Origin of the sequence: Micromonospora sp. NPDC048947 (assembly GCF_040649495.1) — a bacterium.
Lineage (GTDB): Bacteria > Actinomycetota > Actinomycetes > Mycobacteriales > Micromonosporaceae > Micromonospora > Micromonospora alfalfae.
In genome coordinates this window covers 11,458-37,553 of sequence record NZ_JBEZFO010000030.1, presented here as the reverse complement: position 1 = coordinate 37,553, position 26,096 = coordinate 11,458, and the positions used below count along the sequence as shown (strand labels likewise).

20 protein-coding genes are annotated in these 26,096 nt (G+C 69.6%); 7 read left to right on the top strand and 13 right to left on the bottom strand.

The window, feature by feature from the left end:
- The first annotated feature begins 128 nt into the window (after positions 1–128).
- Entirely contained in the window at positions 129–518 is a 390-nt protein-coding gene (locus AB0B98_RS30825; protein WP_238668337.1) for a chorismate mutase, read from the top strand.
- Between the two features lie 180 nt (positions 519–698).
- Here the strand turns inward: AB0B98_RS30825 and AB0B98_RS30820 are convergent, their stop codons facing one another.
- The 7 genes from AB0B98_RS30820 to AB0B98_RS30790 form a co-directional block, all read right to left on the bottom strand.
- The gene (locus AB0B98_RS30820) at positions 699–1,712 is read right to left on the bottom strand and encodes a dipeptide ABC transporter ATP-binding protein (RefSeq protein ID WP_357367149.1); all 1,014 of its coding nucleotides are present in this window, start codon (positions 1,710–1,712) and stop codon (positions 699–701) included.
- Positions 1,705–2,733 carry an ABC transporter ATP-binding protein gene (locus AB0B98_RS30815; protein WP_091406372.1) on the bottom strand — a complete coding sequence of 343 codons (1,029 nt, stop codon included), beginning with the start codon at positions 2,731–2,733 and terminating at the stop codon, positions 1,705–1,707. The genes AB0B98_RS30820 and AB0B98_RS30815 overlap by 8 nt, the downstream gene beginning before the upstream one ends.
- Positions 2,734–2,759: 26 nt before the next feature.
- A complete protein-coding gene (locus tag AB0B98_RS30810) occupies positions 2,760–3,728 on the bottom strand; it encodes an ABC transporter permease (RefSeq protein WP_238668338.1) in 969 nt (322 codons plus the stop codon).
- Positions 3,721–4,647 carry an ABC transporter permease gene (locus AB0B98_RS30805; RefSeq protein ID WP_091406376.1) on the bottom strand — a complete coding sequence of 309 codons (927 nt, stop codon included), beginning with the start codon at positions 4,645–4,647 and terminating at the stop codon, positions 3,721–3,723. The genes AB0B98_RS30810 and AB0B98_RS30805 overlap by 8 nt, the downstream gene beginning before the upstream one ends.
- A gap of 148 nt (positions 4,648–4,795) precedes the next feature.
- Complete coding sequence (locus tag AB0B98_RS30800) at positions 4,796–6,436, bottom strand: ABC transporter substrate-binding protein (protein ID WP_238668339.1); 1,641 nt, start codon at positions 6,434–6,436, stop codon at positions 4,796–4,798.
- Between the two features lie 579 nt (positions 6,437–7,015).
- Positions 7,016–7,702 (bottom strand): response regulator transcription factor, encoded by a 687-nt coding sequence (locus AB0B98_RS30795; protein WP_238668355.1) that lies wholly within the window; start codon positions 7,700–7,702, stop codon positions 7,016–7,018.
- Between the two features lie 2 nt (positions 7,703–7,704).
- A complete protein-coding gene (locus tag AB0B98_RS30790) occupies positions 7,705–8,970 on the bottom strand; it encodes an ATP-binding protein (RefSeq protein ID WP_112622580.1) in 1,266 nt (421 codons plus the stop codon).
- A gap of 155 nt (positions 8,971–9,125) precedes the next feature.
- Here AB0B98_RS30790 and AB0B98_RS30785 point away from each other — a divergent pair, with 155 nt between their 5' ends.
- The 3 genes from AB0B98_RS30785 to AB0B98_RS30775 all read left to right on the top strand — a co-directional run bounded on the left by AB0B98_RS30785 (position 9,126) and on the right by AB0B98_RS30775 (position 13,007).
- Positions 9,126–10,919, top strand: a complete 1,794-nt coding sequence (locus tag AB0B98_RS30785; RefSeq protein ID WP_357367146.1) for a PspC domain-containing protein — start codon at positions 9,126–9,128, stop codon at positions 10,917–10,919.
- Positions 10,916–11,584 carry a hypothetical protein gene (locus tag AB0B98_RS30780; protein WP_357367164.1) on the top strand — a complete coding sequence of 223 codons (669 nt, stop codon included), beginning with the start codon at positions 10,916–10,918 and terminating at the stop codon, positions 11,582–11,584. Before AB0B98_RS30785 ends, AB0B98_RS30780 begins: the two co-directional genes overlap by 4 nt.
- Positions 11,585–11,753: 169 nt before the next feature.
- Positions 11,754–13,007 (top strand): phosphatidylserine decarboxylase, encoded by a 1,254-nt coding sequence (locus AB0B98_RS30775; protein ID WP_357367144.1) that lies wholly within the window; start codon positions 11,754–11,756, stop codon positions 13,005–13,007.
- Positions 13,008–13,066: 59 nt separating this feature from the next.
- On the opposite strand, the gene AB0B98_RS30770 is transcribed toward AB0B98_RS30775, so the two are convergent.
- The 4 genes from AB0B98_RS30770 to AB0B98_RS30755 all read right to left on the bottom strand — a co-directional run bounded on the left by AB0B98_RS30770 (position 13,067) and on the right by AB0B98_RS30755 (position 17,220).
- Complete coding sequence (locus tag AB0B98_RS30770) at positions 13,067–14,017, bottom strand: CDP-alcohol phosphatidyltransferase family protein (protein WP_357367142.1); 951 nt, start codon at positions 14,015–14,017, stop codon at positions 13,067–13,069.
- A 345-nt stretch (positions 14,018–14,362) separates the two neighbouring features.
- The gene (locus tag AB0B98_RS30765) at positions 14,363–15,403 is read right to left on the bottom strand and encodes an NUDIX domain-containing protein (protein ID WP_357367140.1); all 1,041 of its coding nucleotides are present in this window, start codon (positions 15,401–15,403) and stop codon (positions 14,363–14,365) included.
- Between the two features lie 23 nt (positions 15,404–15,426).
- Positions 15,427–15,669 (bottom strand): hypothetical protein, encoded by a 243-nt coding sequence (locus AB0B98_RS30760; RefSeq protein ID WP_357367138.1) that lies wholly within the window; start codon positions 15,667–15,669, stop codon positions 15,427–15,429.
- A gap of 600 nt (positions 15,670–16,269) precedes the next feature.
- Positions 16,270–17,220 (bottom strand): NUDIX domain-containing protein, encoded by a 951-nt coding sequence (locus AB0B98_RS30755; RefSeq protein ID WP_210783350.1) that lies wholly within the window; start codon positions 17,218–17,220, stop codon positions 16,270–16,272.
- Positions 17,221–17,363: 143 nt separating this feature from the next.
- Between AB0B98_RS30755 and AB0B98_RS30750 the strand changes: the two genes are divergently transcribed.
- Positions 17,364–17,732, top strand: a complete 369-nt coding sequence (locus tag AB0B98_RS30750; protein ID WP_357367136.1) for a PspC domain-containing protein — start codon at positions 17,364–17,366, stop codon at positions 17,730–17,732.
- 7 nt (positions 17,733–17,739) lie between these two features.
- Here AB0B98_RS30750 and guaA read toward each other — a convergent pair whose 3' ends face one another.
- Positions 17,740–19,296 carry a glutamine-hydrolyzing GMP synthase gene (guaA, locus tag AB0B98_RS30745; protein WP_238667613.1) on the bottom strand — a complete coding sequence of 519 codons (1,557 nt, stop codon included), beginning with the start codon at positions 19,294–19,296 and terminating at the stop codon, positions 17,740–17,742.
- Positions 19,297–19,424: 128 nt separating this feature from the next.
- On the opposite strand from guaA, the gene AB0B98_RS30740 reads away from it, so the two are divergent.
- Together AB0B98_RS30740 and AB0B98_RS30735 are read left to right on the top strand one after the other, a co-directional pair.
- Positions 19,425–19,703, top strand: a complete 279-nt coding sequence (locus AB0B98_RS30740) for a hypothetical protein (protein WP_357367134.1) — start codon at positions 19,425–19,427, stop codon at positions 19,701–19,703.
- Between the two features lie 4 nt (positions 19,704–19,707).
- Positions 19,708–24,291 (top strand): caspase family protein, encoded by a 4,584-nt coding sequence (locus tag AB0B98_RS30735; RefSeq protein ID WP_357367132.1) that lies wholly within the window; start codon positions 19,708–19,710, stop codon positions 24,289–24,291.
- A gap of 10 nt (positions 24,292–24,301) precedes the next feature.
- Here AB0B98_RS30735 and AB0B98_RS30730 read toward each other — a convergent pair whose 3' ends face one another.
- A complete protein-coding gene (locus AB0B98_RS30730; RefSeq protein WP_357367130.1) occupies positions 24,302–25,996 on the bottom strand; it encodes a GMC family oxidoreductase in 1,695 nt (564 codons plus the stop codon).
- Between the last annotated feature and the right edge of the window lie 100 nt (positions 25,997–26,096).

The following is a 26,096-nucleotide window of genomic DNA, read 5'->3' as shown; positions in this document are numbered from 1 at the left end:
CCGGGAGTCCGGCAGCCGTAGGTCGCGCCTGATCGATTCAGACCTGCTAAAGCCCCGGGCTCCTGGAGTCCGGGGCTTTTTCCGTCCCAGGTTCCGGGCACCGGGCACCACAGTGCGAGAGGTACCCGATGATGACAGACGTGATGGAGCAGAGCGGCAGCCCGATCCGACCGGGGCAGCCCGCCGCGCAGGGGGCTGAGCCGGCGGTGGCCACGCCACCGACCGGCGCGGATGCCGAGCCGGCCGAGCAGCAGACCGGCACCCAGGAGCCGTCCGCCTCGGCGCGGATCGTGCAGATCAGGGAACGGATCGACGAGATCGACCACGCGTTGATCACGCTCTGGCAGGAGCGGGCCGCGTTGTCCCAGGAGGTCGGGGTGACCCGGATGGCGTCCGGTGGGACTCGCCTGGTGCTCTCCCGGGAACGGGAGATCCTGGAGCGTTTCCGGGTCGCGCTCGGCGCCGACGGCACCCAACTTGCCCTGCTACTGCTCCGTGCGGGCCGCGGGCCGCTGTGAGCCGCCGGGGCCGTCCGGGCCCCGGTGAGCCGACTGGGGTGGCCCACACCGCCCGAGTTGGCCGCGCACGGCCCGCTGACGCCGCGTGGGCTACCAGGCGGTCGCGCGGCCGATCCGGGTCGCTGACAGACGAAACCGCCTGCCGTCGTCGTGGTGACGGCGGCAGGCGGTTTCGGTGACTCACACCTCGTGGCTGGCGACGATCTCGCGCTTCTCCGCGAAGTGGCAGGCGCTCGGGTGGTCCGAGCCCCGTCGGATCTCCAGCAGCGGGACCTGCTCGGCGCAGACGTCCTGCGCCTTCCAGCAGCGGGTCCGGAACCGGCAGCCCGAGGGCGGGCTGACCGGCGACGGCACGTCCCCCGTGAGCCGGATGATCGTCTTGTTGTTCCGCTGGGTCGGGTCCGGCACCGGCACTGCGGAGAGCAGCGCCTGGGTGTACGGGTGGGTCGGCCGCTCGTAGATCTCGTCCTCGGTGCCGATCTCGACGATCTTGCCGAGGTACATCACCGCGACCCGGTCCGAGAGGTGGCGGACCACCGACAGGTCGTGCGCGATGAAGACGTACGACAGGCCGAACTCGCCCTGCAACTGCTCCAGCAGGTTCATGACCTGGGCCTGGATGGAGACGTCCAGCGCCGACACCGGCTCGTCGCAGACGATGATCTCGGGCCGCAGCGCGAGCGCGCGGGCGATGCCGATGCGCTGACGCTGACCGCCGGAGAACTGGTGCGGGTACCTGTTGATGTGCTCCGGGTTGAGCCCGACCAGGTCGAGCAGCTCGCGGACCTTCGCCCGGCGGCTGCCCTTCGGCGCCACCTCCGGGTGGATCTCGAACGGCTCACCGAGCAGGTCGCCGACGGTCATCCGCGGGTTCAGCGAGGTGTACGGGTCCTGCATGACCAGCTGGATCTGCCGGCGCAGACGCCGCAGCGCCCCACCGGACAGCTTGGAGATGTCCTGGCCCTTGTAGACCACGTTGCCGGCGGTCGGCTTCTCCAGGTTCATCAGCACCCGGGCGAGCGTCGACTTGCCGCAGCCGGACTCGCCGACCACACCGAGCGTCTCACCGGCGCGCAGCCCGAACGAGACCCCGTCGACCGCCTTGACCTGACCGACGGTCTTCTTGAACACCACACCCTGCGTGACGGGGTAGTGCTTGACCAGGTCATTGACCTCGAGGATGTTCTCAGACACGGTTCACCAGCTCCTCGGCGAAGTGGCAGGCGCTGGCCCGGGCGGGGCCGACCTGCAGCAGCGGCGGGACCTTCTCCCGGCACACCGGCTGAGCCATCGGGCACCGCGGGTTGAACGGGCAGCCCGGCGGGATGTTCATCAGGTTCGGCGGGAGGCCCTTGATCGTCCGGAGCTGCTGCCCCTTCTCGTCGAGGCGCGGGATGGAGTCGATCAGACCCAGCGTGTACGGGTGCGCCGGCTTGGCGTACAGCTCGTACACGTCGGCTTCCTCGACGATCCGGCCCGCGTACATGACAGCGATCCGGTCCGCGACGTCGGCGACCACGCCGAGGTCGTGGGTGATCAGGATCATGCCCATCTGCCGCTCGCGCTGAAGCTCGGCCAGCAGATCCATGATCTGGGCCTGCACAGTCACGTCGAGCGCGGTGGTCGGCTCGTCAGCGATCAGCACCTCGGGGTCGAGCGCCAGCGACATCGCGATCATCGCGCGCTGCCGCATACCGCCGGAGAACTGGTGCGGGTAGTTGTTGAACCGGCCCTTGGCGTTCGGGATCTTGACCTGGTCGAGCATGTCGATCGCGCGCTTCTTGGCCTCCGCGCGGCCCATGCCCCGCCGGACCCGGAACTGCTCGGCGATCTGGAACCCGACGGTGAAGACGGGGTTCAGCGCGGAGAGCGCGTCCTGGAAGATCATCGCGATGCCCTCGCCGCGGATGCGGCGCCGCTCCTCGTCGGACATGCGGAGCATGTCCTTGCCGTGGAAGCGGACCTGCCCACCGGTGACGAAGCCGGGCGGCGTGTCGAGGATGCCCATGATGGTCTGCGCGGTGACGCTCTTACCGGAGCCGGACTCGCCGAGCACGGCGAGGGTCTCCCCCGCGTCGACGTGGTACGTGACCCCGTTGATGACCTTTGCGACGCCGTCCCGGGTGCGGAACTCCACCCGCAGGTCGTCGACCTCGAGCAGGCGGCCGGAGGGACGCCCGGACCCGCCGGGTCCCGGCGCTGACTGCTCGGACACGAGAATGTCGGACAACTGGATCTCCCCTAGCGGAGTTTCGGATCGAGGGCCTCGCGGACCGACTCACCGAGCATCACGAAGCTCAGCACTGCGGTGACGAGGAACGCGGCGGGGAAGAACACCAGCCCCGGCGCGACCCGGACGAACTGCTGCCCATCACTGATCATGATGCCCCAGGACACCACCGGCGACTTCAGACCGACGCCCAGGAACGACAGGGTGGCCTCGGCGCCGATGAACGAGCCGACCATGATCGTGCCGTAGACCAGCAGCGGGGCCAGGCAGTTCGGCAGCAGGTGCTTGAGGATGATCCGGCCGGTGCCGGCACCCAGCGCGCGGGCCGCCACGATGTAGTCGGCCTCCTTGGTGGCGAGCACCGAGGAGCGCATCAGCCGCATCACGACCGGCCAGCTCAGCACGATCAGCGACGCGATCACCAGGCCCATGATCTGGGCCTTGCTGTTGCCGGCGCCCGACCCGTTGAAGGTGGTCAGGATGACGATCGCGCCGAGCACGAACGGCAGGCCGAAGAAGACGTCGGCGATCCGGCTGAGCAGCGCGTCCACCCAGCCACCGCGGTAACCGGAGATGATGCCCATGGTGCCGCCGATGAGCAGGGTGCCCATCACGGAGAGCACGGCGACCACGATGGAGGCCCGTGCGCCGTAGATGACCCGGGCGTAGACGTCGCGGCCCTGCACGTCGTAGCCGAACCAGCCATTGGCGGACGGCTTGTCGAGGCTGCGGGACAGCGAGCCGTTGACCGCGTCGCCCGGGGCGAACAGCGCCGGGAAGGCCGCCATCAACAGGAAGATCACGATCAGCGTGGCCGAGATCCAGAACAGCGGCTTGCGCCGCAGATCCCGCCAGGCGTCGCCGAGCAGGCCGCGCGGCTTCTCGTTGCTCTGCGGCTGGCCCGCGGTGGCGGGAGCGGCGGAGTCGGTGGGGTGTGCGCCAGGGGTGCTGACGATCGATGCGGTACTCGGGTCACTCATAACGGATCCTCGGGTCCAGGGCGGCGTAGAGCAGGTCAACCAGCAGGTTCATCACGAGATAGACCAGCACCAGGACGACCACGATTCCTACCACCGTGGCGCTTTCCTTGGTGATGATCGCCCGGAAGACCTGACGGCCGATTCCGTTGATGCCGAAGATTCCCTCGGTGACGATCGCGCCACCCATCAGGGCACCGAGGTCGGTGCCGAGCAGGGTCACCACCGGGATGAGCGAGTTGCGCAGCAGGTGCACGCCGACCACCCGGCGCATCGGCAGGCCCTTGGCGATGGCGGTCCGCACGTAGTCGGCGCGACGGTTCTCGGCGATGCTCGTTCGTGCCACCCGGGCGATGTACGCCACCGACGCGCTGCCCAGCACGAAGCCCGGAACGATCAACTCGGACCACCGCATCTCGGAGGAGACGGTCGGCTTGATGATGCCCCACTGCACACCCAGCAGCCACTGCAGCACGAAGCCGACCACGAAGACCGGCAGCGCGATCAGGAACAGGGTGGAGACCAGGACCAGGTTGTCCAGGAAGCCGTTACGCCGCAGACCACTGAGGACGCCGGCGCCGAGGCCGATGATCGCCTCGATGGCGAGAGCCACGAGGGCCAGCTTCAGGGTGTTCGGGTACGAAGTCAGGATGATGTCGCTGATCTCGCGCTGCGAGAACGTCTGACCGAAGTCGCCCTGGAGCAGGTTCTTCATGTAGTTGGCGTACTGCACGAAGACGTTCTGGTCGAGGTGGTACTTCTCGGTCATGAAGGCGATGTACTGGTCCGGGCAGCGACGCTCACCGCACTTGCCGGCGAACGGATCGCCCGGAACGGCCCAGACGAGCCAGTAGATCAGGAACGTCGTACCGATGAAGACCGGCACGAGTTGGAGCAGCCGTCTCAACAGATAACGGCCCATGGGGTGGTCCTCCAGACAGGGGGCGCGTCGGACGGCCGACACGGTGGTGACAACGTGCGAGTGGAGTGTTGTAACACCCAATCGCGGAACGGCCCCGGGTCGGGCTCACCGGATGTGGCGAGCCCGACCCGGGGTCAGACCGTTCGGATCAGAGCTCGACCGAGGTGATGTCGATCTCGCCGACGTTGTTCAGCTCGAGCTTCTTGATCTTCTCCGAGTGGCCGGACTGCTGACCGTAGAAGTAGACCGGGATGCTCGGGACGTCCTGGTCGACCTTCTCGACCGCCTTGGCGAACGCCTCGTGCGAGGCCTCCAGGCTCGGCGCGCCGCTGGCCTGCTTGGCAAGGGCGTCGACCTCGGTGTTGCTGTAGAGGCCGTCGTTCGAGGAGCCGTTGGTGACGAAGAGCGGGTTGACCCAGTTCTCGACGTCCGGGTAGTCCTGCTGCCAGGCAGCACGGTACGGGCCGGTCATCTTGTGGGCGTTGATGTTCTGGCGGAACACCGCGAAGGTCGGCACACCCTCGGCGCGCGCATTGATGTTGAGGTTGGTCTTGACCTGCTGCGCGACGGCGTCCATCCAGTCCTTGTGGGCGGAGTCCGCGTTGTAGTAGAAGACCATCTCACCACTGAAGCCACCGGCCTCGGCGAGCAGCGTCTTGGCCGTCTCCGGGTCGAACTTGCAGGCGGTGCAGTTGCCCGGCTTGGCGCCCGGGGTCAGCGGGTTCGCCCAGCTGTCGGCCGGCTTGCGGGTACCGAAGAAGATCTTGTCCGAGATCTCCTGCCGGTTGACGGCCAGCGACACCGCACGACGCAGCTTCGGGTTCGCGAAGCGCTTGTCGTAGACCGGGAACGCGATGAACGCGGTCGACGGCGTGACGGTCGAGCGGCCCCGGTCACCGAGGTCGGTCTTCCACTTGTCACCGGCGAGCGCCGAGGTGGGGACAACCTCCATGAAGTCGAGGTTGTTGGCCAGCAGATCGGCGTAGGCGGCGTTGTCGTCCTGGTACAGCTTGACGTCGACGTCCTTGACCTTCATCTTGTCGCGAAGGTTGTAGTCGTCGAAGCGCGTCAGCTTGATGAGGGAGTTGTCCTCCCAGGACACGAACTTCACCGGGCCGTTGCCGATCGGCTTCGTCTTGCCGAACTCTTCCGGCTTCATGGTGAAGAAGACGTCCGGCAGCGGCATGAAGGCGCTGTAGCCGAGCTTGGTCGGGAAGACCGCGGTCGGCGCCGACAGGGTGACCTCGAAGGTCTGGTCGTCGATGACCTTCAGGCCGGACAGCTTGTCGGTCGTCGGCGTCGGGGCCTTCTTCGGGCCGTCCGCGCCATCCGGGTCCGTGGTGTAGGTCTGGTCGAAGCCCGCGATGTCCGCGAAGAAGGTGCCGTTCTGCGCGCCGTTCGGCGAGTAGGCGGCCCAGTTCCAGGCGTCGACGAAGTTCTTCGCCTTGACCTCGGTACCGTCGTGGAACTTGGTACCGGCCTTGATCTTGATCGTGAAGACCTTGGAGTCCGTGGTGTTGATGGACTCCGCCAGCGCGTTACGCGGGGCCCCACCGTCGTTCGGGTACTCGACCAGGCCGGTCCACATCCAGTCGATGATCTTGCCGCCACCGGTCTCCGTGGTGTTCGACGGGACCAGCGGGTTCTCCGGCTGGACGCCGTGAACAACGATCGAGCCGTCCGCGCTGGCGGCAGTGTCGCCGTCGCCGCCGCTCGAGCAACCGCTCGCGACAAGCGCGGCAGCCGCGCTGAGCGCGATAGCGCTCGTCGCCCGCTTCGAGACTCTCATTCCGAGGGGCCTCCTCTTTCTAACCAGGTTCCGTCGTGGGTTTCACGCACGTTTGGGGGTGACACCGCCCGACCACCCCGGGGCGCGGGTCGCCGGGACCACAGGGAAGTTGGGGACACCCCTGATGTTCCGATCCGCCGGGCTCCCCCACCAACGAGGCCTGACACGACGCAACCGACACAGCCACGGGCCGCCGAGATCGGCGAAATCGTGGTCGTGGGGCGTACGGAGTGCCACACACCGATGGTGAGGTGCTGCCACTGTGACACCCACTGGCCTCTTCCGTGAAGGTGCCGTTATCAAGCCGTTAGTTGCCCGCCACGTTGCCGATACTTGAAAAATGATCATAAAACGCCCGACGCGGGCGGCACTGAGCAGGAAATACGTTGCGCCACCCGAACAGTGGGCCTCGGCCCCTGCGCGAGCGCCGAGGTCACCCGAGCCCGCTGGGACGTCCGTCTCCACTCACGTTTCGACCCGTCCGGATGAGGGCCCCTACGGCTACCCGGACACGATCATCGGCTGGGTGTACGAGGGCGCGCCGGACGTTTCTCTGATCCTCGCCGGTGCGACGAGCCGTCACACGAGACGGCGATCCGCCGCCCAACGGGAGAGCTCGTAGCGGTTGGACATCTGAAGCTTGCGCAGCACGTTCGACACGTGCGTCTCCACAGTCTTGATGGAGATGAAGAGCTCCTTGGCGATCTCCTTGTACGCGTACCCCCGGGCCAGCAGCCGCAGCACCTCACGCTCACGGTTGGTGAGCTGATCCAGCTCCGGGTCGGCCACCGGCGCGTCCGGTCGGGCCGCGAAGGCGTCCAGCACGAACCCGGCCAGCCGTGGGCTGAACACCGCGTCCCCGTCGGCCACGCGACGGATCGCCGCAGCCAACTCGTCCGGGGAGATGGTCTTGGTGACGTACCCGCGGGCACCGGCACGGATCAGCCCGATCACGTCCTCCGCCGCGTCGGAGACGCTCAACGCGAGGAACTTGACCTGCGGGTGCGTACGCCGCATCGCCTCCAGCACCGCGCGACCGCCGCCGTCGGGCATGTGCACGTCGAGCAGCACCACGTCCGGGCCGACGACGGCGATCCGGGTGACCGCCTCGGCCACCGTGCTCGCCTCGCCCACCACCTCGACGTGGGCGCCCAACTCCGCACGCACCCCGGCTCGGAACATGGCGTGGTCATCCACCAGGAACACCCGCAGCCGCTCGGGGCGGGCCTCCGCCGGGTCGAGGTGCTCGGTCGGCTGCTCGGCCATGGTCATCTGTTCCTCTCCGCTGCGGACGAGTCCCGGGAGATCGGCAGGATCAACCGGACCTCGGTCCCCTCCCCCGGGCCGGACCGTATTTCGGCCCGTCCGCCGTGCCGCTTCATCCGCCCGATGATCGAGCCGCGTACGCCGTGCCGGTGGTCCTCCACGGTATCCGGATCGAAGCCCTTCCCCCGGTCCCGGACGAAGACACTGACCTGATCCGGCTCCACCTCGGCGTAGAGCGACACGGTCTGCACACCGGCGTGCCGGGCCGCGTTCACCAACGCCTCCCGGGCGGCCGCGACCAGCGCCCCGACCTTCTCGTCGGTCTCCCGGTCCCCCACCACGACCGTCTCCACGCTGATCGCGAAGGTGTCCTCGACCTCAGCCGCGGCCTGCTCCAGCGCGGCGGCGAAGCGCTCACTCGGCGAAGCGGTCGGCTTGTAGAGCCAGTTGCGCAGCGAACGCTCCTGCCCCCGGGCCAGCCGCTGCACCGTCTTGACGTCACCGGCGTTGCGCTGGATCAGGGCCAACGTGTGCAGCACCTGGTCGTGCACCATGGCGGCCAGCTCGGCCCGCTCCTGCTCGCGGATGCGCCCCTCCCGCTCCGAGCGGAGCTGGCTGTACGTCCGCCAGAGCACCGGCGCGGCGACCACGCCGACGCCCGCCAGCCCGACCAACGCGAAGATCACGCCATTGATCACCGCGTCGAAGTTCTGTGCCGGCGAGTACACGGCCGCGACGCCGATGATGCCGACCGCGACCAGCACTCCACCGCCGATGAACCGCAGCACGAAGGCCCGCCGGTCGCTCTCCTCGACGACCGCGCCGAGCCAGGGCACCGGCATCGCGTCGCCCCACTGTCGCCGCCGCTCGGGCGCGGACTGATGCCAGATCACCCCGGCGCCGACAGCGATGATGGCCACCAACCAACCGGCGGTGCCCGCCGCGCCGACCGAGTCGAAGACCATCACCTGGATCAACAGGACACCGAGCCCGATCCCCACGAACGGCAGGAGTTGGGCGACGTCCCGCCGGGGCGGCACCGCCGTGTCACCGGGACGCAGCGGCACCACCGCCCAGAAGGCGGCGTAGAGCAGCAGGCCGAGCCCGCTGAGCCCGAGCAGCACCATGAACGCGACGCGCACCCGCAGCACCGAGATGCCGAGATGGTCGGCGATACCGGCGGCGACGCCGGCGGCCATCCGGTGCTCCGGGGCGCGGTACAGGCGCGGGGGCGAGGTCACGGTGCTGATCGGAGGCTCCCTGGTCACAGTGGCGGACAGGTCGAGGTCGGTGACTCGATCGTCACACGCTGCGGCGTCCGCGACCACGGGGACGCCCCCGACATTCCGGCCGCAGGATCTCAGGGTGGGGTCAGGGTCGGGTCCTGAGGTCGTTCGGGTGGGCCGGGCAGCAGGATCGAAGCATGACCGAGGAAGCTGCCCCGCCGCCCCGACCGGGGTCGGCACAGCCGGGCGGTTCAGCACCGCCCCCGCCCACCACCACGCCCACCGAATGGACCGAGCCCAGCACGTTCGGTCCGCACGCTGGCACCGACGCGACCGCCGGCACCGCGCCCGGCGGGCCGACCGACGGCTACGCGCCACCCACGGCGGGTTACGGCCCAGGCCCGGGGTTCGCGGCGGGCACCGGCTACGGCCCGGGCGGCACGCCACACGGGCCGGGTGGTCCCGGTCCGTCCGCGCCGCCACCACCGCTGGGCGGCACCGGCTTCACCTCGCGGTACGGGCTGGTCCGGCCGCGCGAGGGACGGTATCTGGCCGGTGTCTGCGCGGCGATCGGGCGCGCCACAAACACCGATCCGGTGCTCTGGCGGGTGCTGCTCGCGGTGCTCGGGTTCTTCGGGGGCATCGGCATCCTGGTGTACGTCGCCGCCTGGCTGATCATCCCGAACGAGGGCGACACCGCGTCCCCCGTCGAGTCCATGCTCGGCCGTGGTCGTTCCAGCATGTCCCCGGTGACGGTGATCGTCCTGGGCATCCTGGTCGCGGCCAGCTTCGCGTACATCGTCACCGACGCCTTCCGCGCGGTGCTGCTCGGCGCGGCCATCCTGGTCGCCGGCGCGCTCCTGCTCAACCGGGACGGCCGCAATCCACGGCCCGGCACCCCGGGTGGTCCGCCGCCCGCCGCGTCGGCCGGCAACCCGGCCGGTCCGGTCGTCCCACCGGTGGCCTGGCCCGCACCGTCGTACGGCGCGGCGCCGTCGACCGGCCCAGCGGTGACGCCGCCGATGTTCAGCACCGGTCCGGGGTACGCCACAGCGACGACGGGGGCGACGCCCACCGCCACCATCCCGGCGTACGACGTGCCGCCGACCAGCGCGACGCAGCCTGTGTCGGCAGTCGGCCCGGTGTCCGGGCAACCGGCCGGCACCACGGCCGCCCAGCCCGGCTGGCCGAGCACCGCCATGCCCAGCGCCGGCTGGCCGTCGGCACCGGTGAGCAGCACACCCACCGCCCCGACCGGCTATCCGACCGCCCCGCCACCCTCCGGTTACCGTCCACCGTTCGCGCCGCACGGCCCGTACGCTTCGCCGACACCGGCCGCGCCTCCTCCGCCAAAGCCACCGAAGCCGCCGAAGCGCCCCAAGGAGCGGTCGCCGCTCGGCGCGGTGACCTTCTCGCTGATCTTCCTGGTGCTCGGTCTGGTCGCCCTGCTCGACCTGCTGGACGTCTTCGCCATCAGCGCCTCGGCGTACTTCGCTGCCGCTCTGGCCACTATCGCGCTGGGCCTGCTGGTCGGCACGTGGTTCGGGCGGGCACGCTGGCTCATCGCGCTCGGTCTGGTGACCGCGGCGGCGCTGGGCACTGCGACAGTCGCCGAGTCCTACGACCGGATCCGGGGGGTCGACGGCGCGGTGACCTGGGCGCCCACCGACTACCGCGACCTGGCGGACCGGTACGAGAACAGCTTCGGTGACGCAGTGCTCGACCTGCGCGGGATCGACTTCGCGAAACGGGACAGCCAGGTGACAGTGGCAGTCAACTTCGGCCAGGCGACGGTGGTCGTGCCGCCGAACGTTGACGTCACCACGGTGGCCGACGTCAACGCGGGTGACGCCACCATCTTCGGCAACCGCTCCGGCGGGCTGGACGGCCGCCTGCGGGAATCCACGGACGTCGGCGCGGACGGGCCCGGCGGCGGGACCCTGCGCCTCTACATCCATGTCAATGCCGGCAACCTGGAGGTGACCCGGTGAAGGCTCACCGCACGGATCTGGTGTCGTTCGCCTTCGGGCTCGTGTTCCTGGCGCTGTCCGCCTGGTGGCTGCTCGCCCAACTGCTCGGGCTCGCGCTGCCGCCGGTCGGCTGGTTCCTGGCCGGTGCACTCATCCTGATCGGGGTCTTCGGGCTGGTCGGCGCGCTGCGCTCGGGTCGACCGAACCAGCCGGAGCCGATTGCCGGTGCCGGTGCCGGTGCCGGTGCCGGTGCCGGTGCCGCCGAGGCTGTCGCTCCCGTCTCCGGCACGTCCGTCTCCGGCGTACCCGTCTCCGGCGCCGCCACGTCGACGTCCGGCGCGGCCCTGCCGGTCTGGGAAGCCGAACGGTCCACCTGGGACACTCCCTCCTCGGACCCGACGCTCGCCTCGGACCGGACGTTGGAGACGCCGACCACCGAGGTACGGGCGCAGGACGTGCCGGCCACCGACGTGATCCACCCGGCCTGGCTGGCACATCCGCCGTCGGAGCCGCCGACCGAGCCCATTCCCGGCCAACCCGGCATCGGCAACGACGAGCCGACAGTCGGGAACCTCGCCCGCCCGGCCTCGGCAGAGGGGGACGAGCCGACCCGGTCCGACCAACCGGTCGAGGCCACCGGCGACCAGCCGGGTGACGAGCGCGAGAGTCCGCGCGGGCAAGCCTGACATCGGGCACCCGCCCGCGTCGGTCCACCGCATCCCCACGGCGGTGCGGCCGGCGCGGACGGACGCATATGCTGGCTGGTGGAGATCTCGCCTCCGCCGGCCGGCCCGTCCCGCCCATGGCGGTCCCGCCGCGATTCCCGTCTCTACCCCCGTCAGGAGCCCGCCCGACATGACCCAGTCCCCCGCCGTGCGTACCACCGGCCGGTCCGGTCCGGTCCGCATCGGCGAGCGAGCCGCCCGTACCCTCGTCGCCGAGCTGGCCCGGATCAACGACCCCAAGGCCGCCCTGCTGGTCGGGGTGACCCCGGACTCCGCGGTGCTGGCCGCGGCTGTCGATGCGCTGCTCCCCGGTGACCGGCTCACCGTGGTGCCCGCCGAGCCGTTCGGCGCTGCGGCGCTGCGCGAGCACGTCACAGCCCAGGGCCGCTGGGTCGCCGACCGGGTGAGCGTCGTCGACTCGCTGGCCGAAGCCGAAGCCGCCGCGGTCGTCATCGCCGCTGAGGTGTTCACCGGCACCGCCGAGGCCACCCGCAGCGGCGTCGAGGGGTTGACCAAGTACCTGACCGACGGGGCGGTGCTGAGCGTGGCGACCGTCGCCACCCCCGGCCGGACCGAGGGTGCCGCCGCCGAGCTGGCCCGACAGGACGCCCTCTACGGCGTCGGCGCCGATCTGGTGCTGCGTAACTCGCCACCGGTGCGGGTCTACCGACTGCGCTTCACCCCGGCCAGCCCGACCACGGCCGACAGCCTGGCCCCCGCCTACCGGCCGTCGAGCGTCCCGGTGACCCGGGGCATGCACATCGACTCCAACGGCGTGGCGGCGGCGGGCATCGCGCTGGGCCTCGCGGCACTGGCCCGGGTGGCACGCCCGTCGTCCAAGCTGTGGCTGCTGCCGGCCCTGGCCGCCGGGCCGGTCGCCGCGTTCTTCCGGGATCCCGAACGGGACGTGCCGGAGGACCCGAGCGCCGTGGTCGCCAGCGCGGACGGGAAGGTCCTGTCGGTGCAGCGGCTGCACGACGAGCGCTTCGGCGACGGCGAGTGGCTGCGGATCGCCGTGTTCCTGTCGGTGCTGGACGTGCACGTCAACCGCACCCCGGTCGCCGGCAAGGTGGTGGACTACTTCGTCGCCGACGGCGGCTTCGTCAACGCGATGAAGCCGGACGCCGAGCACAACGTCGCCGCGTACACCGTGCTGGACACCGCTCGCGGCACCGTGGTGGTCGCGCAGCGGACCGGGCTGATCGCCCGCCGGATCGTGCAACGCGCGCCGATCGGCGCGCTGCTGGCCAAGGGCGAGCGCTTCGGGCTGATCCGGTTCGGCTCCCGGACCGACGTCTACCTGCCCGCCGATGCCGCGGACCCGCTGGTCGGGCCGGGCGACAAGGTGGTCGGTGGGTCCACCGTCATCGCCCGCTGGCGCTGACCCACAAACGCAAAGAACGGGGCGCCGCTGTCCGCGGCGCCCCGTTCTTTCTGCTCAGATCAGGCGGTACGACGTTGCCGCAGCCAGAGAACCGGCCCGCTGACCAGGTAGCCCACCACGATCAGGGCGAACGTGAGCCGGATGTCGACCAGCGCGCCGATCACCGGCGCCAGCCAGAGCCACGGCGGCAGCTTCACCAGGCGGGCGAGCTTTGCGTACGGGAAGCTCGACACCATCGCGAAGGCCAGCAGCGCCACCCCGGCGACCAGCACGGCACCGGGCACCGGCAGGCCGATCGCCACCGTCACGGCGAGCACTGCCGCCGCCATGGTGGTGGGCACCCCGCAGAAGAACCTGCCGTCCTTGGGCGAGACGTTGAAGCGGGCCAGTCGGATCGCGGCACACGCCGCGACCAGGGCGCACGCCACCGCCGCCGCCGCCGTGGAGACGGAGCCGGCGAGCGAGGCGTAGACCACCACCGGCGCGGCGAGACCGAACGAGCACATGTCGGCCAGTGAGTCCATCTGTGCGCCGAACGGGCTTGCCACCCCGAGCCGCCGGGCCAGTGCGCCGTCCAGACCGTCGAAGCCGACGCACGCGATCAGGCAGAGCGCCGCGATCCGCACCTCGCCCTGCATGGCCAGGAAGATGGCCAGCATGCCGAGCATCAGGCTGGCCAGCGTGCAGGCGTTGACCAGGCCGAACTTCATCCGACGCGCGATGGTGCGCTCGCCGGGGAGCAGTGGGATCGAGTGGGCCTCGTCGGTCTGCGTCATCGGCGGCATCGCCGGGCTGACCGGCATGACCGCGGCGACGTCGGCTCGGTCCAGGCCCAGTGTCGGGTCCACGCCCAGTGTCGGCCGGCTGAGCCGGTCCAGGCCGTAGCGACGGCGCTGCCGATCGGCGTACCGGTGCTCGGTCGGGGCCAGGTCGGTCGGGTGCAGGTCGCCGTCGCGGCGGCCGACCCGGACCAAAAGCACCTGGCGGGCGAACGTGCTGCTGCGGCGCAACCGGCCCGCCCAGCGACGCCCTGCGGGGCGCGGACTGTCAGTAGTACGACGCCGGCGCCATGGGGCTCTCGGCACGTTTCCTCCATCACCGGATCTGCTGACCGCCAAGTGGCGGGTGTCCGGCTGTCTCGTGCCGGACCTTGCATGGCCCGGCAGCCGTTTTGCGGAGTACACCATCGCATAGGGGAACATGGCTTGGCGATAGCTGCCGGCGGTACTTATATCTGGCTTAAACCGCTCGAACCGCTCGCTTGTTCCCATCCCGGGCTTCATCGCCCGTTTCCTCCATCATTCCCGCCTTTGACTGTACCGGAGGGTCACCAAGTCGGCTCACCGAGCGGGGTGCTATCGGCCACTCTGTCCGATTGCCACGGCAGCGATGTCGCTCAACGGCAGGTCAGCCGCCTCGTCGCGGGTGAACCACCCCGCCCGCGCCGTCGACCCCCCGGCGGACTCGGTGACCACCGCGTCGGTGGGTACGTCCACCAGCACCCGATAGATCACCCGTACGCCATGCCAGTCCAGAGGTCGACCCTCCGGGCCCAGCGCGGCAGGATTGTGCAGATTGTTGACGCCCAGAAGCTCCACGACCCTGCCCACCTGCCCACCCTCCTCGACCAGCTCCCGCAGCAACCCGGTGGCCGGCTGCTCGCCGTGATCGGTGCCACCGCCGGGCAGATGCCACAGACCGGCCCCCGGGTAGCCCTCCGCGATCTGGGTGAGCAGGATCCGCCCGGCGGGATCGGTGACCAACCCGTACGCCCCGAAGCGCAGCCGGCGGTCGGGGTGCTGCGGCGGCAACAGGTCCCGCGAACGGTGCGCTGCCGGCGGCAGTGGCGTGACCGGCAGGCCGAGCGCCTCGGCGGTGAACGGGGTCAGCGGCAACTGCGCCACCTCCGCCAGCGAAAGCCAGCCAACTTGATCAACCAGAGCAGCCCCGCCGACCCGCAACCCGCCCCAGGGCTGGGGGTTCTCAGGCCCCGCGCCCTGAGGCCCCGCGCCCTCAGGCCCCGCGCCCTCAAGCCCCGCGCCCTCAAGCCCCGCGCGTTCAGGCCCTGCGCCCTCAGGCCCCGCGCCGTCGGACAGTGCGCCTTGGGGCATGTTGAGCTCGAACAACAGCCGGTCGGTGTGCAGCGCGGCCTTCTCCTCCGTGAAGGTGGCCACATCGGCGACCACCGCGAGTAGTCGCGTCACAGCGATCGTCAGCCCGGCCTGCTCGGCGACCTGGCGGACCACGGCGTGCTGCGGGTCCTCGGCATGCCCTACGGCACCGCCCGGCAACCGCCAGAACCCGGGAAACTCACCCTCCGCCCCATCCCGAACCATCAAGACCCGGCCCGAGTCCCGCACCAGCCCGTAGGCCCCGACTCGCCTCGCAAACTGCACCTTTGCTCGCCCCCGCTTCGCACTCACAACTGTTGATCATTGAAGTTATCGCGGTCCATCTCGCGTTCCGACAATAACTTCATGATCAACGCGAGGCAGTGCACGGGAACCCGCAGAGCTTGGCGAGCCGGGGCGTCGCACGCGTCCGGGCCCTCCATCGCGTCCAGGGCCTCCGGCGCGTCCAGGGCCTCCATCGCGTCCGAGGGCTCCAGCGCGTCCGAGGGCTCCAGCGCGTCCGAGGCCTCCAGCGCGTCCGAGGGCTCCATCGCGCCCGAGGGCTCCATCGCGCCCGAGGGCCTCCGGCGCGTTCCGCGGGTCGTAGCCCGACAGCCCATGACAACGGCCAATTCGCCCGGCCAAGACCCGTTCAGCCTGCTTTGCGACCGATCCGCTTCACCCTATTAGCCCTCATTGTGCCGTCCATTCGCGTCGCGGGAGTCGAGACGAACGGTGATCGACTCGGGTTCACGGAAGGCGCGGTATGCCAGCGCCTGGGACACCGCGCCTTCAAGGAATCCGAGTGGATCACCGAGGGGCGTGGCGGCACGCCGATGATTGCCTGCCCGCGACGCCCGCGCGGCGCCCCTCAGAGAGGCGTCCCGGAGTCAAGATCGCGTAACATCCAGGATGTAGTGGCATCGGCGCGCCGGTGAAGCCACTACATCCTGGTTCGAGCACGATCTTGGCCCGACGCCCAAGGCCCGAGGGCCAAACACCCGGGGCCCGAGGCCCGGTACCCGACACCCGAGGCCCGAGGCCCGAGGCCCGACACCCGAGGCCCGGGGCCGGAGGCCCAAGACCCGACGCCCAAGGCCAAGACCCGACGCCCAAGACCCGACGGCATGGGCCGGCGGCGCGACGCAGGGTCAGGTGAGTTGGGCGGCTTGGACTGCTTCGGCGGTCACCTCGGTGAGGCGGTCGGTGGGGAGGGCGCCCAACTCCTCGCGGCCGAACCAGCGGGCCTCGCAGGTGGAGCCGCCCACGTCGGCCACGGTCAGTGGGTTGGGCTGGTCGACGACGACCCGGTAGAAGGCGCGTACGCCGTGCCAGTCGATCGGGTAGCCCTCGGGGCCGAGTGAGGCGGCGTCGCGGTGGCTGGCGACGCCGAGCAGTTCGACGAGGCGGCCGGCCTGGCCGGTTTCCTCGATCAGCTCTCGGATGAGTGCCGCGCCGGGCTGTTCGCCGTAGTCGGTGCCGCCGCCGGGTAGGTGCCAGCAGCCGGCGCCGGGGTAGCCGTCGGAGATGCGGGTGAGTAGCACTCGACCGGCGGGGTCGGTGCAGACCGCGTACGCGGCGAAGCGTTGGGCCCGGTGCAGCCCGTCGGGGCCGGGCACGGCGTAGAAGGAGGGGAATTCGGGTGCCTCGTCGGGCACCACGTCGGCTGAGGAGGCGGGCAGCCCGAGGGCGCGTGCGGTGAACGAGCGCAGCGGCAGTTCGCGCGCCTCGTCGAGGGTGTACCACCGGGCGAGGTCGGTGGGGCGCTCGCCGACCCGGTCGGCGAGGGTGCCACCGCGCACTGCCACCCGGTAGATGAGCCGGTCGGTGTGGATGGTGATGCCCCGGTCCGGGAGTGCCCGCATGTCGGCGAGCACGTCGGCCAGGCCGGAGACGGCGACGGAGAGGCCGGTTTCGGCGGCGGTCTCACGAACGACTGTGTGGTTCGGGTCCTCGCCGTGGTCGACCGCCCCTCCGGGCAGCGACCACGCGCCGGGGGTGCCGGAGCGCTCCGATGCGCGGACCAGCAAGACTCGGCCGCTTGAATCAGCACAAACTGCGTATGCCGCGATCCTGCGGAGCGGCTTGAGCAAGGTGGTCACGGAAGCAAATTCTCCCCGGGCCGGGTTACCGGAACGGAAAAGAGTCGGATTCCTGACTATCTGGCCCCGGTCAGGGATCGGTCAGGGTAAGGATCCGGGCGGTCACCGAGGGCGGGCCGGTCGCCAGCGCGGACCGTGGGGGTATGACATCGACCACCGCTCCCCGTGCCCCGTACAAGCAGCTTCGGCGACCCACCACCGACCGCATGGTCGCCGGGGTCGCCAGCGGCGTCGGCCGCTACTTCGCCGTCGATCCCACACTGGTCCGGGTGATCTTCGCGGTCACCGGCCTGCTCACCGGCGGGCTCGCGCTGTTCGCGTACCCGATCATGTGGTTCCTGATGCCGGAGGAGCCCAGCGGCGCGCCGGCCTGGCCGCACGCCGCGGGCGTCGCGCCGCAGAACGGCCCGCCGCCCACCGCCGGGCCCGCGCCCGGCGGGGCACCGCAGGGGTACGCCCCGACGCCGCCCTACCCGCCGACGACCCCGTCCGGCCCGCCGCCGGCTGCCTGAGCGGCGCTCACTCCCACTCGATGGTGCCCGGCGGCTTGCTGGTGACGTCCAGGACGACCCGGTTGACCTCGGCGACCTCGTTGGTGATCCGGGTGGAGATCCGGGCCACCACGTCGTAGGGCAGCCGGGACCAGTCGGCGGTCATCGCGTCTTCGCTGGAGACCGGGCGCAGCACCACGGGGTGCCCGTAGCTGCGCCCGTCTCCCTGCACACCGACGCTGCGCACGTCGGCGAGGAGCACCACCGGGAACTGCCAGACACCCCTGTCGAGGCCGGCGGCGGTCAGCTCCTCGCGGGCGATCAGGTCGGCCTGGCGGAGCAGGTCGAGCCGCTCCTGGTCGACCGCGCCGATGATCCGAATGGCCAGACCGGGACCGGGGAACGGGTGCCGCCAGACCATCGCCTCGGGCAGGCCCAGTTGGAGGCCGAGCGTCCGGACCTCGTCCTTGAACAGGGTGCGCAGCGGCTCGACCAGCGCGAACTTCAGGTCTTCCGGGAGGCCGCCGACGTTGTGGTGGCTCTTGATGTTGGCGGTGCCGGTGCCGCCGCCGGACTCCACCACGTCGGGGTAGAGGGTGCCCTGGACGAGGAACTCGACGTCGCCGTGTGCGGCGATCTCGCGGGCCGCGGCCTCGAAGACCCTGATGAACTCCCGACCAATGATCTTGCGCTTCTGCTCCGGGTCGATCACCCCGGCGAGCGCGCCGAGGAACCGGTCGGTGGCGTCGACCACCTTCAGCTTGATGCCGGTGGCGCTGACGTAGTCCTTCTCCACCTGCTCGGCCTCGCCGGCGCGCAGCAGGCCGTGATCGACGAAGACGCAGGTGAGCTGGTCACCGACGGCCTTGTGCACGAGCGCCGCGGCGACCGCCGAGTCCACCCCGCCGGAGAGGCCACAGATGACCTCCTTGTCGCCGATCTGGGCGCGGATCCGGGCGACCTGCTCGTCGATGATGTTCTCGGGAGTCCAGGTCGGCTCGATGCCGGCGATGTCGTAGAGGAAGCGGGTAAGCATCTCCTGGCCGTGCGCGGTGTGCCCGACCTCCGGGTGGAACTGCACGCCGGCCCGGCGACCGGCCAGGTCCTCGAATGCGGCGACCGGCGCGCCCGCCGACTCGGCGGTCACGGTGAAGCCCTCGGGGGCCTCGGTGACGCAGTCGCCGTGGCTCATCCAGACCGGCAGGTCCGCCGGGAGGTCACGCAGCAGCACACCGGGGTCGAGGAGGCGGGGGCGCAGCGGGGTGCCGCCGTACTCGCGGTTGCCGGTCCTGGTGACAGTGCCGCCGAGCGCCTGGGCCATCGCCTGGAAGCCGTAGCAGATGCCGAAGACCGGCACGTCGGCACTGAACACGCCGGCGTCGATCTGCGGCGCGTCCGGGGCGTAGACGCTGGACGGGCCGCCGGACAGGATGATCGCGGCGGGGTTCTTCGCCAGCATCTCGGCGATCGGCATCGAGTGCGGCACGATCTCGGAGTAGACCTTCGCCTCACGGACCCGGCGGGCGATGAGCTGGGCGTACTGGGCTCCGAAGTCCACCACGAGGACGGGGCGAGGCAGGCTCATGTGCACGAAGCCTACCGACAGTCACGGCCGCCGCCGGCACCGGCTCGCCGTGGCGGCAAAGGTACGGCTCGGTCAATGAGACAGCCGGAGACTGCCAGGGGTTGAAACCGCCCTCTACCCTCGCGACCGTGGATGCCTGGGTAATGGACGAACACAGCAAGGGCCTGGTCGCCCGGCAACTGAAGACGATCACCGTGAACGCAGAGCGCGTCCGGGCGGCACTCGACGAACTGCAGGTACTCCTGCCGGACGACCCGGACCCCATCGACGGTAGTCGGCGACGGTGGCGGATGGACGAGGTCGAACTGACGGTGGAGCTGACCGGCGAAGGCGGCGTAAAGCTGCTGGGCAGCGCCAACGTTGGTGTTACGGGCGGTATCCGGGTGCTTTTCAAGCGAGCCGAGTAGCGTAATGCGGCGGGCGCTCCTCATCGGCATAGCCCTCTACACCGGCGGTTACAGCGATGCCATCGGGCCAGCCGTCAAGGCGGACATTCAGAAGCTCAGACGCGGCCTCGGCGACAGCGGAGTAACCGTCGCAAGGACTATCCTGGCCGACACTGCCGAAGTCGGGTCGGATGCTATCCGATCGGCGATCGCCGAATTTTTGATCGACTGCGACGTCGACGACGACCTGATCGTCTACTTCAGCGGGCACGGCCGCTACTTTGACGGAGTCAGCTATCTAGTGCCGTCGTCCGTCAACCCACGCTTGCCGGATCAACGCAGCTATTTGGTGCCAGTGCGTTTCGAGTCGGAGATCGAGGTCAGCCCGGCCCGCTCAGTCACCTTCCTGATCGACGCCTGCCGAGACGGCGAGCCAGGCGATGGCACGCACCTTCCACCAATGCCGTCGAGCACCGCGACCACATTCATTTTCGCGACGCGGGCTTCGGCTTTGGCCCACAGCGTCGCAGGGGCCGACGCTTGCAGCGTGTTCACCCGGGCGCTCGCGGAACTGCTACCCAGCCTCCCACCGGAGGTGCGCCTCGCCCGGGCTGCCACGCTGGTACAGGACCGGATGACGCTGATCTGCGGGCAAGAGGGCCTACCCACCCAACAATTGGACGTGGTCAGCAATGTCAACCCGGACACCGCCGCATTCCCCCTATTCGCGTTCAGCCCTGCCATGCTCGCCGAGGACCGGTGGAGCCGACTGCTTCGCAACGAACTTCCCGACATCCTGGGCGAGACGCCGCACGGCCGCCCGGAACTGCCGCCTGCACAGGTCGAGCGTCTGCTGAAGATTGCGGATGACCTGGAGGCAGAGGCGTCGGCCGAGTCAGTCATGGCCGGCCGCCCGAGGAGTCCATGGCTGCAACCCGGTCTCGTTGATCGGCTTGCCCGCACCCTGAAGGAACTCGCACCCGCCATCCTCGCCACCCCGCTCGAACGGCTGGTGCTGGTCGGGTTGGTCGCAGTGGTCGACGCGGCTTTCCGCGACGCCGAGGTGAGCCTGCTGACCCGAAAGGATTCATGCTGGTCGTTGGACTGCGTTGTCTCCGCCGAGCCCGCGTTGCGTCGGGCCATTGACTGGGGGGATGTTCCCGCGTCCCCACTTCGACAGTGGGCCGCTCACCTCGCCGCAGTACGGGAGTGTGCGCTCGACACCACCGGCAACCTCCGGCAGGGCATTGCGCACATCGTCCGGGGGATCGAGCCGGACTTGCCGGCAGCCAGTGTCGGTCGGACCGTGAACTACCTCATCGAGGCTGTGCGGTACGCCTTCGACCCGTCCCGCAGCTTGACGGACTTCGACCCAGTCGAATTGGAAATCGACCTAGAACCTGTGCGGTCGAGCATCAATGGTTGGCGGCTGGCCGCCGCACTGCAACTGCTCTGGCGTCTGAGCCTTGACACCCGGTTCTTCGAACCCGCTAGCGGCATCCATCTGGCGCACGACGACCTGCCCCTCGCCGACGCATTGGCGGGGCTTCAGGAGGCCCGCTGGCACCGGGTGCAGAACCTCCTGGATCTAAGCCTCTGGACCCGGAGCGCGCCGATCGACCTCGCGATCCGGCAGCTCGTTGTGGAAATCAACGAGATCCTGCTGACCCACCGCCAGCCGGGTGGTCCACTGCACCAGACCAAGACGCCACACCTGATCGCCACGAGCCGGCTGCAACCCGAGCGAGCGTCGTTCCGCCTGCCGCACGTGACCTTCCGGGTCTCCACCTCGGAGACGCGGCACCTCCTGATGGGCACCAATCTCTATCAGGACCCATCGCTCGCCGTACGTGAGCTGTACCAGAACGCCGTCGATGCCTGCCGTTACCGGGAGCGCCGGCTCCAACATCTCCAGGGCGACGAGTACGACTGGAGCCCAACGATCAAGTTTCGGATGGGTGTCGAGGGTGGGCGCCGGTTCCTCGAATGCCGGGACAACGGAATCGGTATGTCACACCACGAGATCCGGGAGGCGTTCGCGAAGGCGGGTCGCAGGTTTCGGGACCTTCCTGAGTTCATCCAGGAGTCCGCCGAATGGGCCACCGACGGCGGAGCGGAGTTCCAACCGATCTCGCAGTTCGGCATCGGAGTGCTCAGTTACTTCATGATCGCCGACGAGCTCGAGGTGCGTTCGACTCGTGTCGACCGCCGGCTGGGTCTCCAGGCGCCGATCCGGGTCCGAATCCGCGGTGGGTCGGACCTGTTCCAGATCAGCCACGGCGGCCAGGTCGAGCCCACTGGGGGCGGAACAATCGTTCGCCTGTTCCTCAATCCCGAGTTCCAGGAGTTCGATCTGGCGGAGGCGCTGAACAACACCGTCCGAGCGCCCACCATCCCGGTGCTCTTCGAGGGTCGGATATGGCGCGCAGGCTGGCTGTACGACCTGAACGGCAGCGAGGTCACGCCCTGTTTCAGGGCACCGGATCTCGCAGTCTTCTTCCACGATGGTCCGGGAGAGATCCTCGTCAACGGCATCCCGATCACCGATTCCCAACGCTCTCGATCGAACGGTTGCACCGTCTCACTGGGCGGGTGGGCTCAGCCGAACCTCAGCGTGGACCGTCGAACGCTGCTGGGATACGACCAACGGGCGGTGAGCGAACGGATTCAGCAGGCCGCCACCAGGGTGGGCGGCTGGGTCGACGTGTCGGGGAACTGGCTCTTAAGTCTCTTCAGTACAGACATTCCCGCAGCGCGTCTGGCCTGGCAGACGCTGCGCGACCGGCCGCTGATCGTCCACCCAGCGGTCACATACGAAGAGATCCCTGATTCTGAGGCCTACCGGACCAAGCCATTGTCACTGGTGCCCGAGCGAGACGGACTGTATCTGCGCGACCCGGATCTGCTGCACCGCCGAGGAGGCACACGCCATGTCCTCGATGCCGCCCGCGTCGCCGTGGTCATAAATGCCGAACGAGCTAGCCCTCCCCCAGGGCTACCGCCTTTCGACGACCGGCTGGCTGCGATCCTCAACAGAAACCGCCACCTTCCCGCCGACTTCAGCCCCATGTCCCGCCGGAGAGGCAGCAGCGAGGATGCCATCAGCGGGACGTTTGAGCGCGAGCGAGTCCTTGGCGAAATGCTAAAGCTGGCAGAATATCTACAGGTCACTCTGGGAGCGGTCGCGGTCTACGCGTGGGCGCTGGCGCTGCTCGAGCAGCCGGCGACACTCAGCCTCACCACTGCGGCAGCCGGCCTGTCGGCTAGGCGTAACGCGGAAGTTTGGCGGTCATTGGCCGACTCTCCACTCCGTAACCTGCCGATCATCCTTCGCGACCTGACCCTCGCTGTGGTCAGCACTCGAGCCCTGGAGGATGAAGTGCCCGGGTGGCCAGCCAGTCGCATCGCCCCCGCAGCGGCGAGGCTTCCGGTACCGACACTCGACCGGCAGACCGCTATGAAGAGGCTCAGCCAACGTGGACCCATACCCCTTAGCGACCTCAGGGTCGAAGCGCATAGCATCCTCCACGGGGATCCGAAGCTAATAACCCAGCCCGAATACACCGACGTGACTCCGCGATTAAGTCGCTTTGCGGTGCTAGCGGTATCCCGTGACTATGACAGCATCGCTCCGTTTCATCGCACTACCCTTCCCGCACTCAATGTCGCCTTCGCCGCATATGACGCATCTTGGGAGGACGGTCCAGGCTACGACGAGATCATGGATGAGCTTTCTGCCGCAGGCTTCCAGACAGAGCCGCACGTCGAGAATTGGTCCACGGTGATGGCGGCTGTCGAAGCCTGCCCCGCACTGGCCCAGAGCCACGGACGCCCACTTGACGACACGGTCGACGATCTGCAAACGCTGATCGCCATCCTGGACGAGTTCGAATGGGATGACCTGACTCGCGCCATCGACCTCTTCGTAGAAGCGGGAATGGGGAGCAAACGACTGACCGAGACACGTCGCCTCCGACCAGAGTCGAGAGGCCAGCTCAGGCGGCACGTCGAGGTTCTCGGCGGGCAACTTTCCCACGCCGTCGTCACCATCGACACGGTGGTGGCACTCGCCACCCGGGAGGGCGGCACGCTCGGGCAGGCGCTCACTGATCTGGGGCGGTACCGCGGTCTGACCCGCCGCTTCGACCTGCCCGCACGCCTTCCAGCCGGACTCGCCGACCTAGCCCCAAGCACGCTCGTCCAGCAATTCTTCGCAAAGTCTCCTTGGGACGGATTTGCACGCAGCGGCCCGAACTGGGCGCTGCGGGCGCTGCGCATGTCAGCCCTGACCGGCACGTCGGTGCGGGATGTCGCAACCGAGGTCCGCCAGTTGCTCGTTTCGGGTGGCGAGGACGTTGCACCGCTCGACCAACTAACGTCGGTCATCGACCGACCAATCGTCTTCGACGACCTCCTCGTGCTCGGCACGCAGCAACTGGATCCACCGCCCACCGATCCGGCGGAGATCGCCGCCCTCTGCCGGCCGTTCGCCGTCGACCCGGACGGTCTGACTGATCGTGCGACATCCTGGCTCGCCGCGCCCCGCCTCAAGGTTGACGAGCGCGACTGGCCGACTGTGCAATGGCTCCTCGACGTCAATTCCGAATAGTCTGAGGTCACTAACGAAGCGCGCCGGGAGCGCCCGGCGGGACCGCCGGGTTGCGTGGGGGTACGGGTGGGAGGCGGCGGTACGGGGAGCCGAGCGCCGGGCGGGGGTCCTCATCGCCCCGGTTGGGCCAGAAGGACATCGCCCGTTCCGCCTGTGCGGTGATCGTCAGGGACGGGTTCACGCCCAGGTTGGCCGAGACTGCCGCGCCGTCGACCACGTGCAGCCCGACGTGCCCGTACACCCGGTGCCAGGGGTCGATCACCCCGTCGGCCGGGGTGGCCCCGATGACCGCTCCGCCCAGGATGTGCGCGGTCATCGGGATGTCGAAGGGTTCGGTGAGCGCACCGCCGGGGGTGCCACCGATCTCGTCGGCGAGCATTCGGGCGGCGGTGTTGCCGGCCGGGATCCAGGTGGGGCTCGGCGTGCCGTGGCCCGGCCCGGTGACCAACCTGCTGCCGAGTGGGCCACGCCGCCACCGGGTGGTCAGCGAGTTGTCCACGGACTGCATGACCAGGGCGATCACCGTCCGTTCCGACCAGCCGCGTACCGACAGCATCCGCGCGGCCAACCGGGGCTGCCGCACGATGCTGCCCAGCCAGCGGCGTACCCGGTGTGGGCCGCCGTCGACAAGCAGCGACTGGAGCAGCCCCATCACGTTGGAGCCCCGCCCGTAGCGGACCGGCTCGATGTGGGTCTGCGGGTCCGGGTGGAACGAGCTGGTGATGGCCACCCCCTCGGTGTAGTCCAACCGCTCGGCCCGGGCCCGTCGACGGGGCACCGAGGCGCCGAGGATCGCCTCCGAGTTGGTCCGGGTCAGCTCGCCGAGGCGGGGCGAGAGCCCGGGTAGCGCACCGTCGGCCCGCATTCCGTGCAGCAGCCGCTGGGTGCCGAGCGCCCCGGCGGCGAAGACCACCTGGTCGGCGTGGATGACCTGCCGTCCCTTGCGCAGCCAGGCGCCGGTGCGTTCGGTGTGCACCTCGTACCCGCCGCCGTCGGCGGGACGGACGGCGGTCACAGTGGTCAGCTGACGGACCGTGACCCCGAGCTGTTCGGCGAGCCAGAGGTAGTTCTTCACCAGTGTGTTCTTCGCGCCGTGCCGGCAGCCGGTCATACACGAGCCGCAGTGCAGGCAGCCGGTGCGGTCCGGGCCGGCGCCGCCGAAGTACGGGTCGGCGATCCGCTGGCCGGGCCGGCCGATGTGCACGCCCACCGGGGTGGCGTGGAAGGTGTGCCCCACCCCCATCCGGTCGGCCACCGCGCGCATGGCGCGGTCCGCGCCGGTGTGCACCGGGTACGTGGTGACGCCGAGCATCCGTTTCGCCTGGTCGTAGTGGTGGGCCAACTCGTCGCGCCAGTCGGTGATGTCGCGCCACTGTGGGTCGCTGAAGAACGCCGGCAGCGGTTCGTAGAGGGTGTTGGCGTAGACCAGCGAACCGCCGCCCACCCCGGCGCCGGAGAGCACCAGCACCCCGCCGCCGGATCGTCTGTCGGCCGGGCGGAGCAGGGTGAGCCGTTGGATGCCGTAGCAGCCCAGCTTCGGTGCCCAGAGGAACCGGCGGACCCGCCAGGACGTCTGCGGGAACTCGTCGTCGGCGAAGCGGCGGCCGGCTTCCAGCACCGCCACCGAGTAGCCCTTTTCGGCCAGTCGGAGCGCGGTGACGCTGCCACCGAAGCCGGACCCGATGACTGCCACGTCGTACCGCATGGAGGCATCATTACTCGCGAGTAGCGCTCGCGCCAGCGGCACTTTTCGCGCGATCATGCTCCGGCCGACCGACCCGGCGCCTCCCGGCCGCAACCCGGAG

Bases quoted from the DNA above. Each gene is read 5' to 3' on its own strand.
- AB0B98_RS30825 (WP_238668337.1), top strand. From the start codon at position 129: ATGATGACAGACGTGATGGAGCAGAGCGGCAGCCCGATCCGACCGGGG.
- AB0B98_RS30730 (WP_357367130.1), bottom strand. From the start codon at position 25,996: ATGCGGTACGACGTGGCAGTCATCGGGTCCGGCTTCGGTGGCAGCGTC.
- guaA (WP_238667613.1), bottom strand. From the start codon at position 19,296: ATGAGCCTGCCTCGCCCCGTCCTCGTGGTGGACTTCGGAGCCCAGTAC.
- AB0B98_RS30775 (WP_357367144.1), top strand. From the start codon at position 11,754: ATGACCCAGTCCCCCGCCGTGCGTACCACCGGCCGGTCCGGTCCGGTC.
- AB0B98_RS30735 (WP_357367132.1), top strand. From the start codon at position 19,708: ATGCGGCGGGCGCTCCTCATCGGCATAGCCCTCTACACCGGCGGTTAC.
- AB0B98_RS30785 (WP_357367146.1), top strand. From the start codon at position 9,126: ATGACCGAGGAAGCTGCCCCGCCGCCCCGACCGGGGTCGGCACAGCCG.
- AB0B98_RS30795 (WP_238668355.1), bottom strand. From the start codon at position 7,702: ATGGCCGAGCAGCCGACCGAGCACCTCGACCCGGCGGAGGCCCGCCCC.
- AB0B98_RS30810 (WP_238668338.1), bottom strand. From the start codon at position 3,728: ATGAGTGACCCGAGTACCGCATCGATCGTCAGCACCCCTGGCGCACAC.
- AB0B98_RS30805 (WP_091406376.1), bottom strand. From the start codon at position 4,647: ATGGGCCGTTATCTGTTGAGACGGCTGCTCCAACTCGTGCCGGTCTTC.
- AB0B98_RS30760 (WP_357367138.1), bottom strand. From the start codon at position 15,669: ATGGAGCCCTCGGACGCGCTGGAGGCCTCGGACGCGCTGGAGCCCTCG.
- AB0B98_RS30750 (WP_357367136.1), top strand. From the start codon at position 17,364: ATGACATCGACCACCGCTCCCCGTGCCCCGTACAAGCAGCTTCGGCGA.
- AB0B98_RS30800 (WP_238668339.1), bottom strand. From the start codon at position 6,436: ATGAGAGTCTCGAAGCGGGCGACGAGCGCTATCGCGCTCAGCGCGGCT.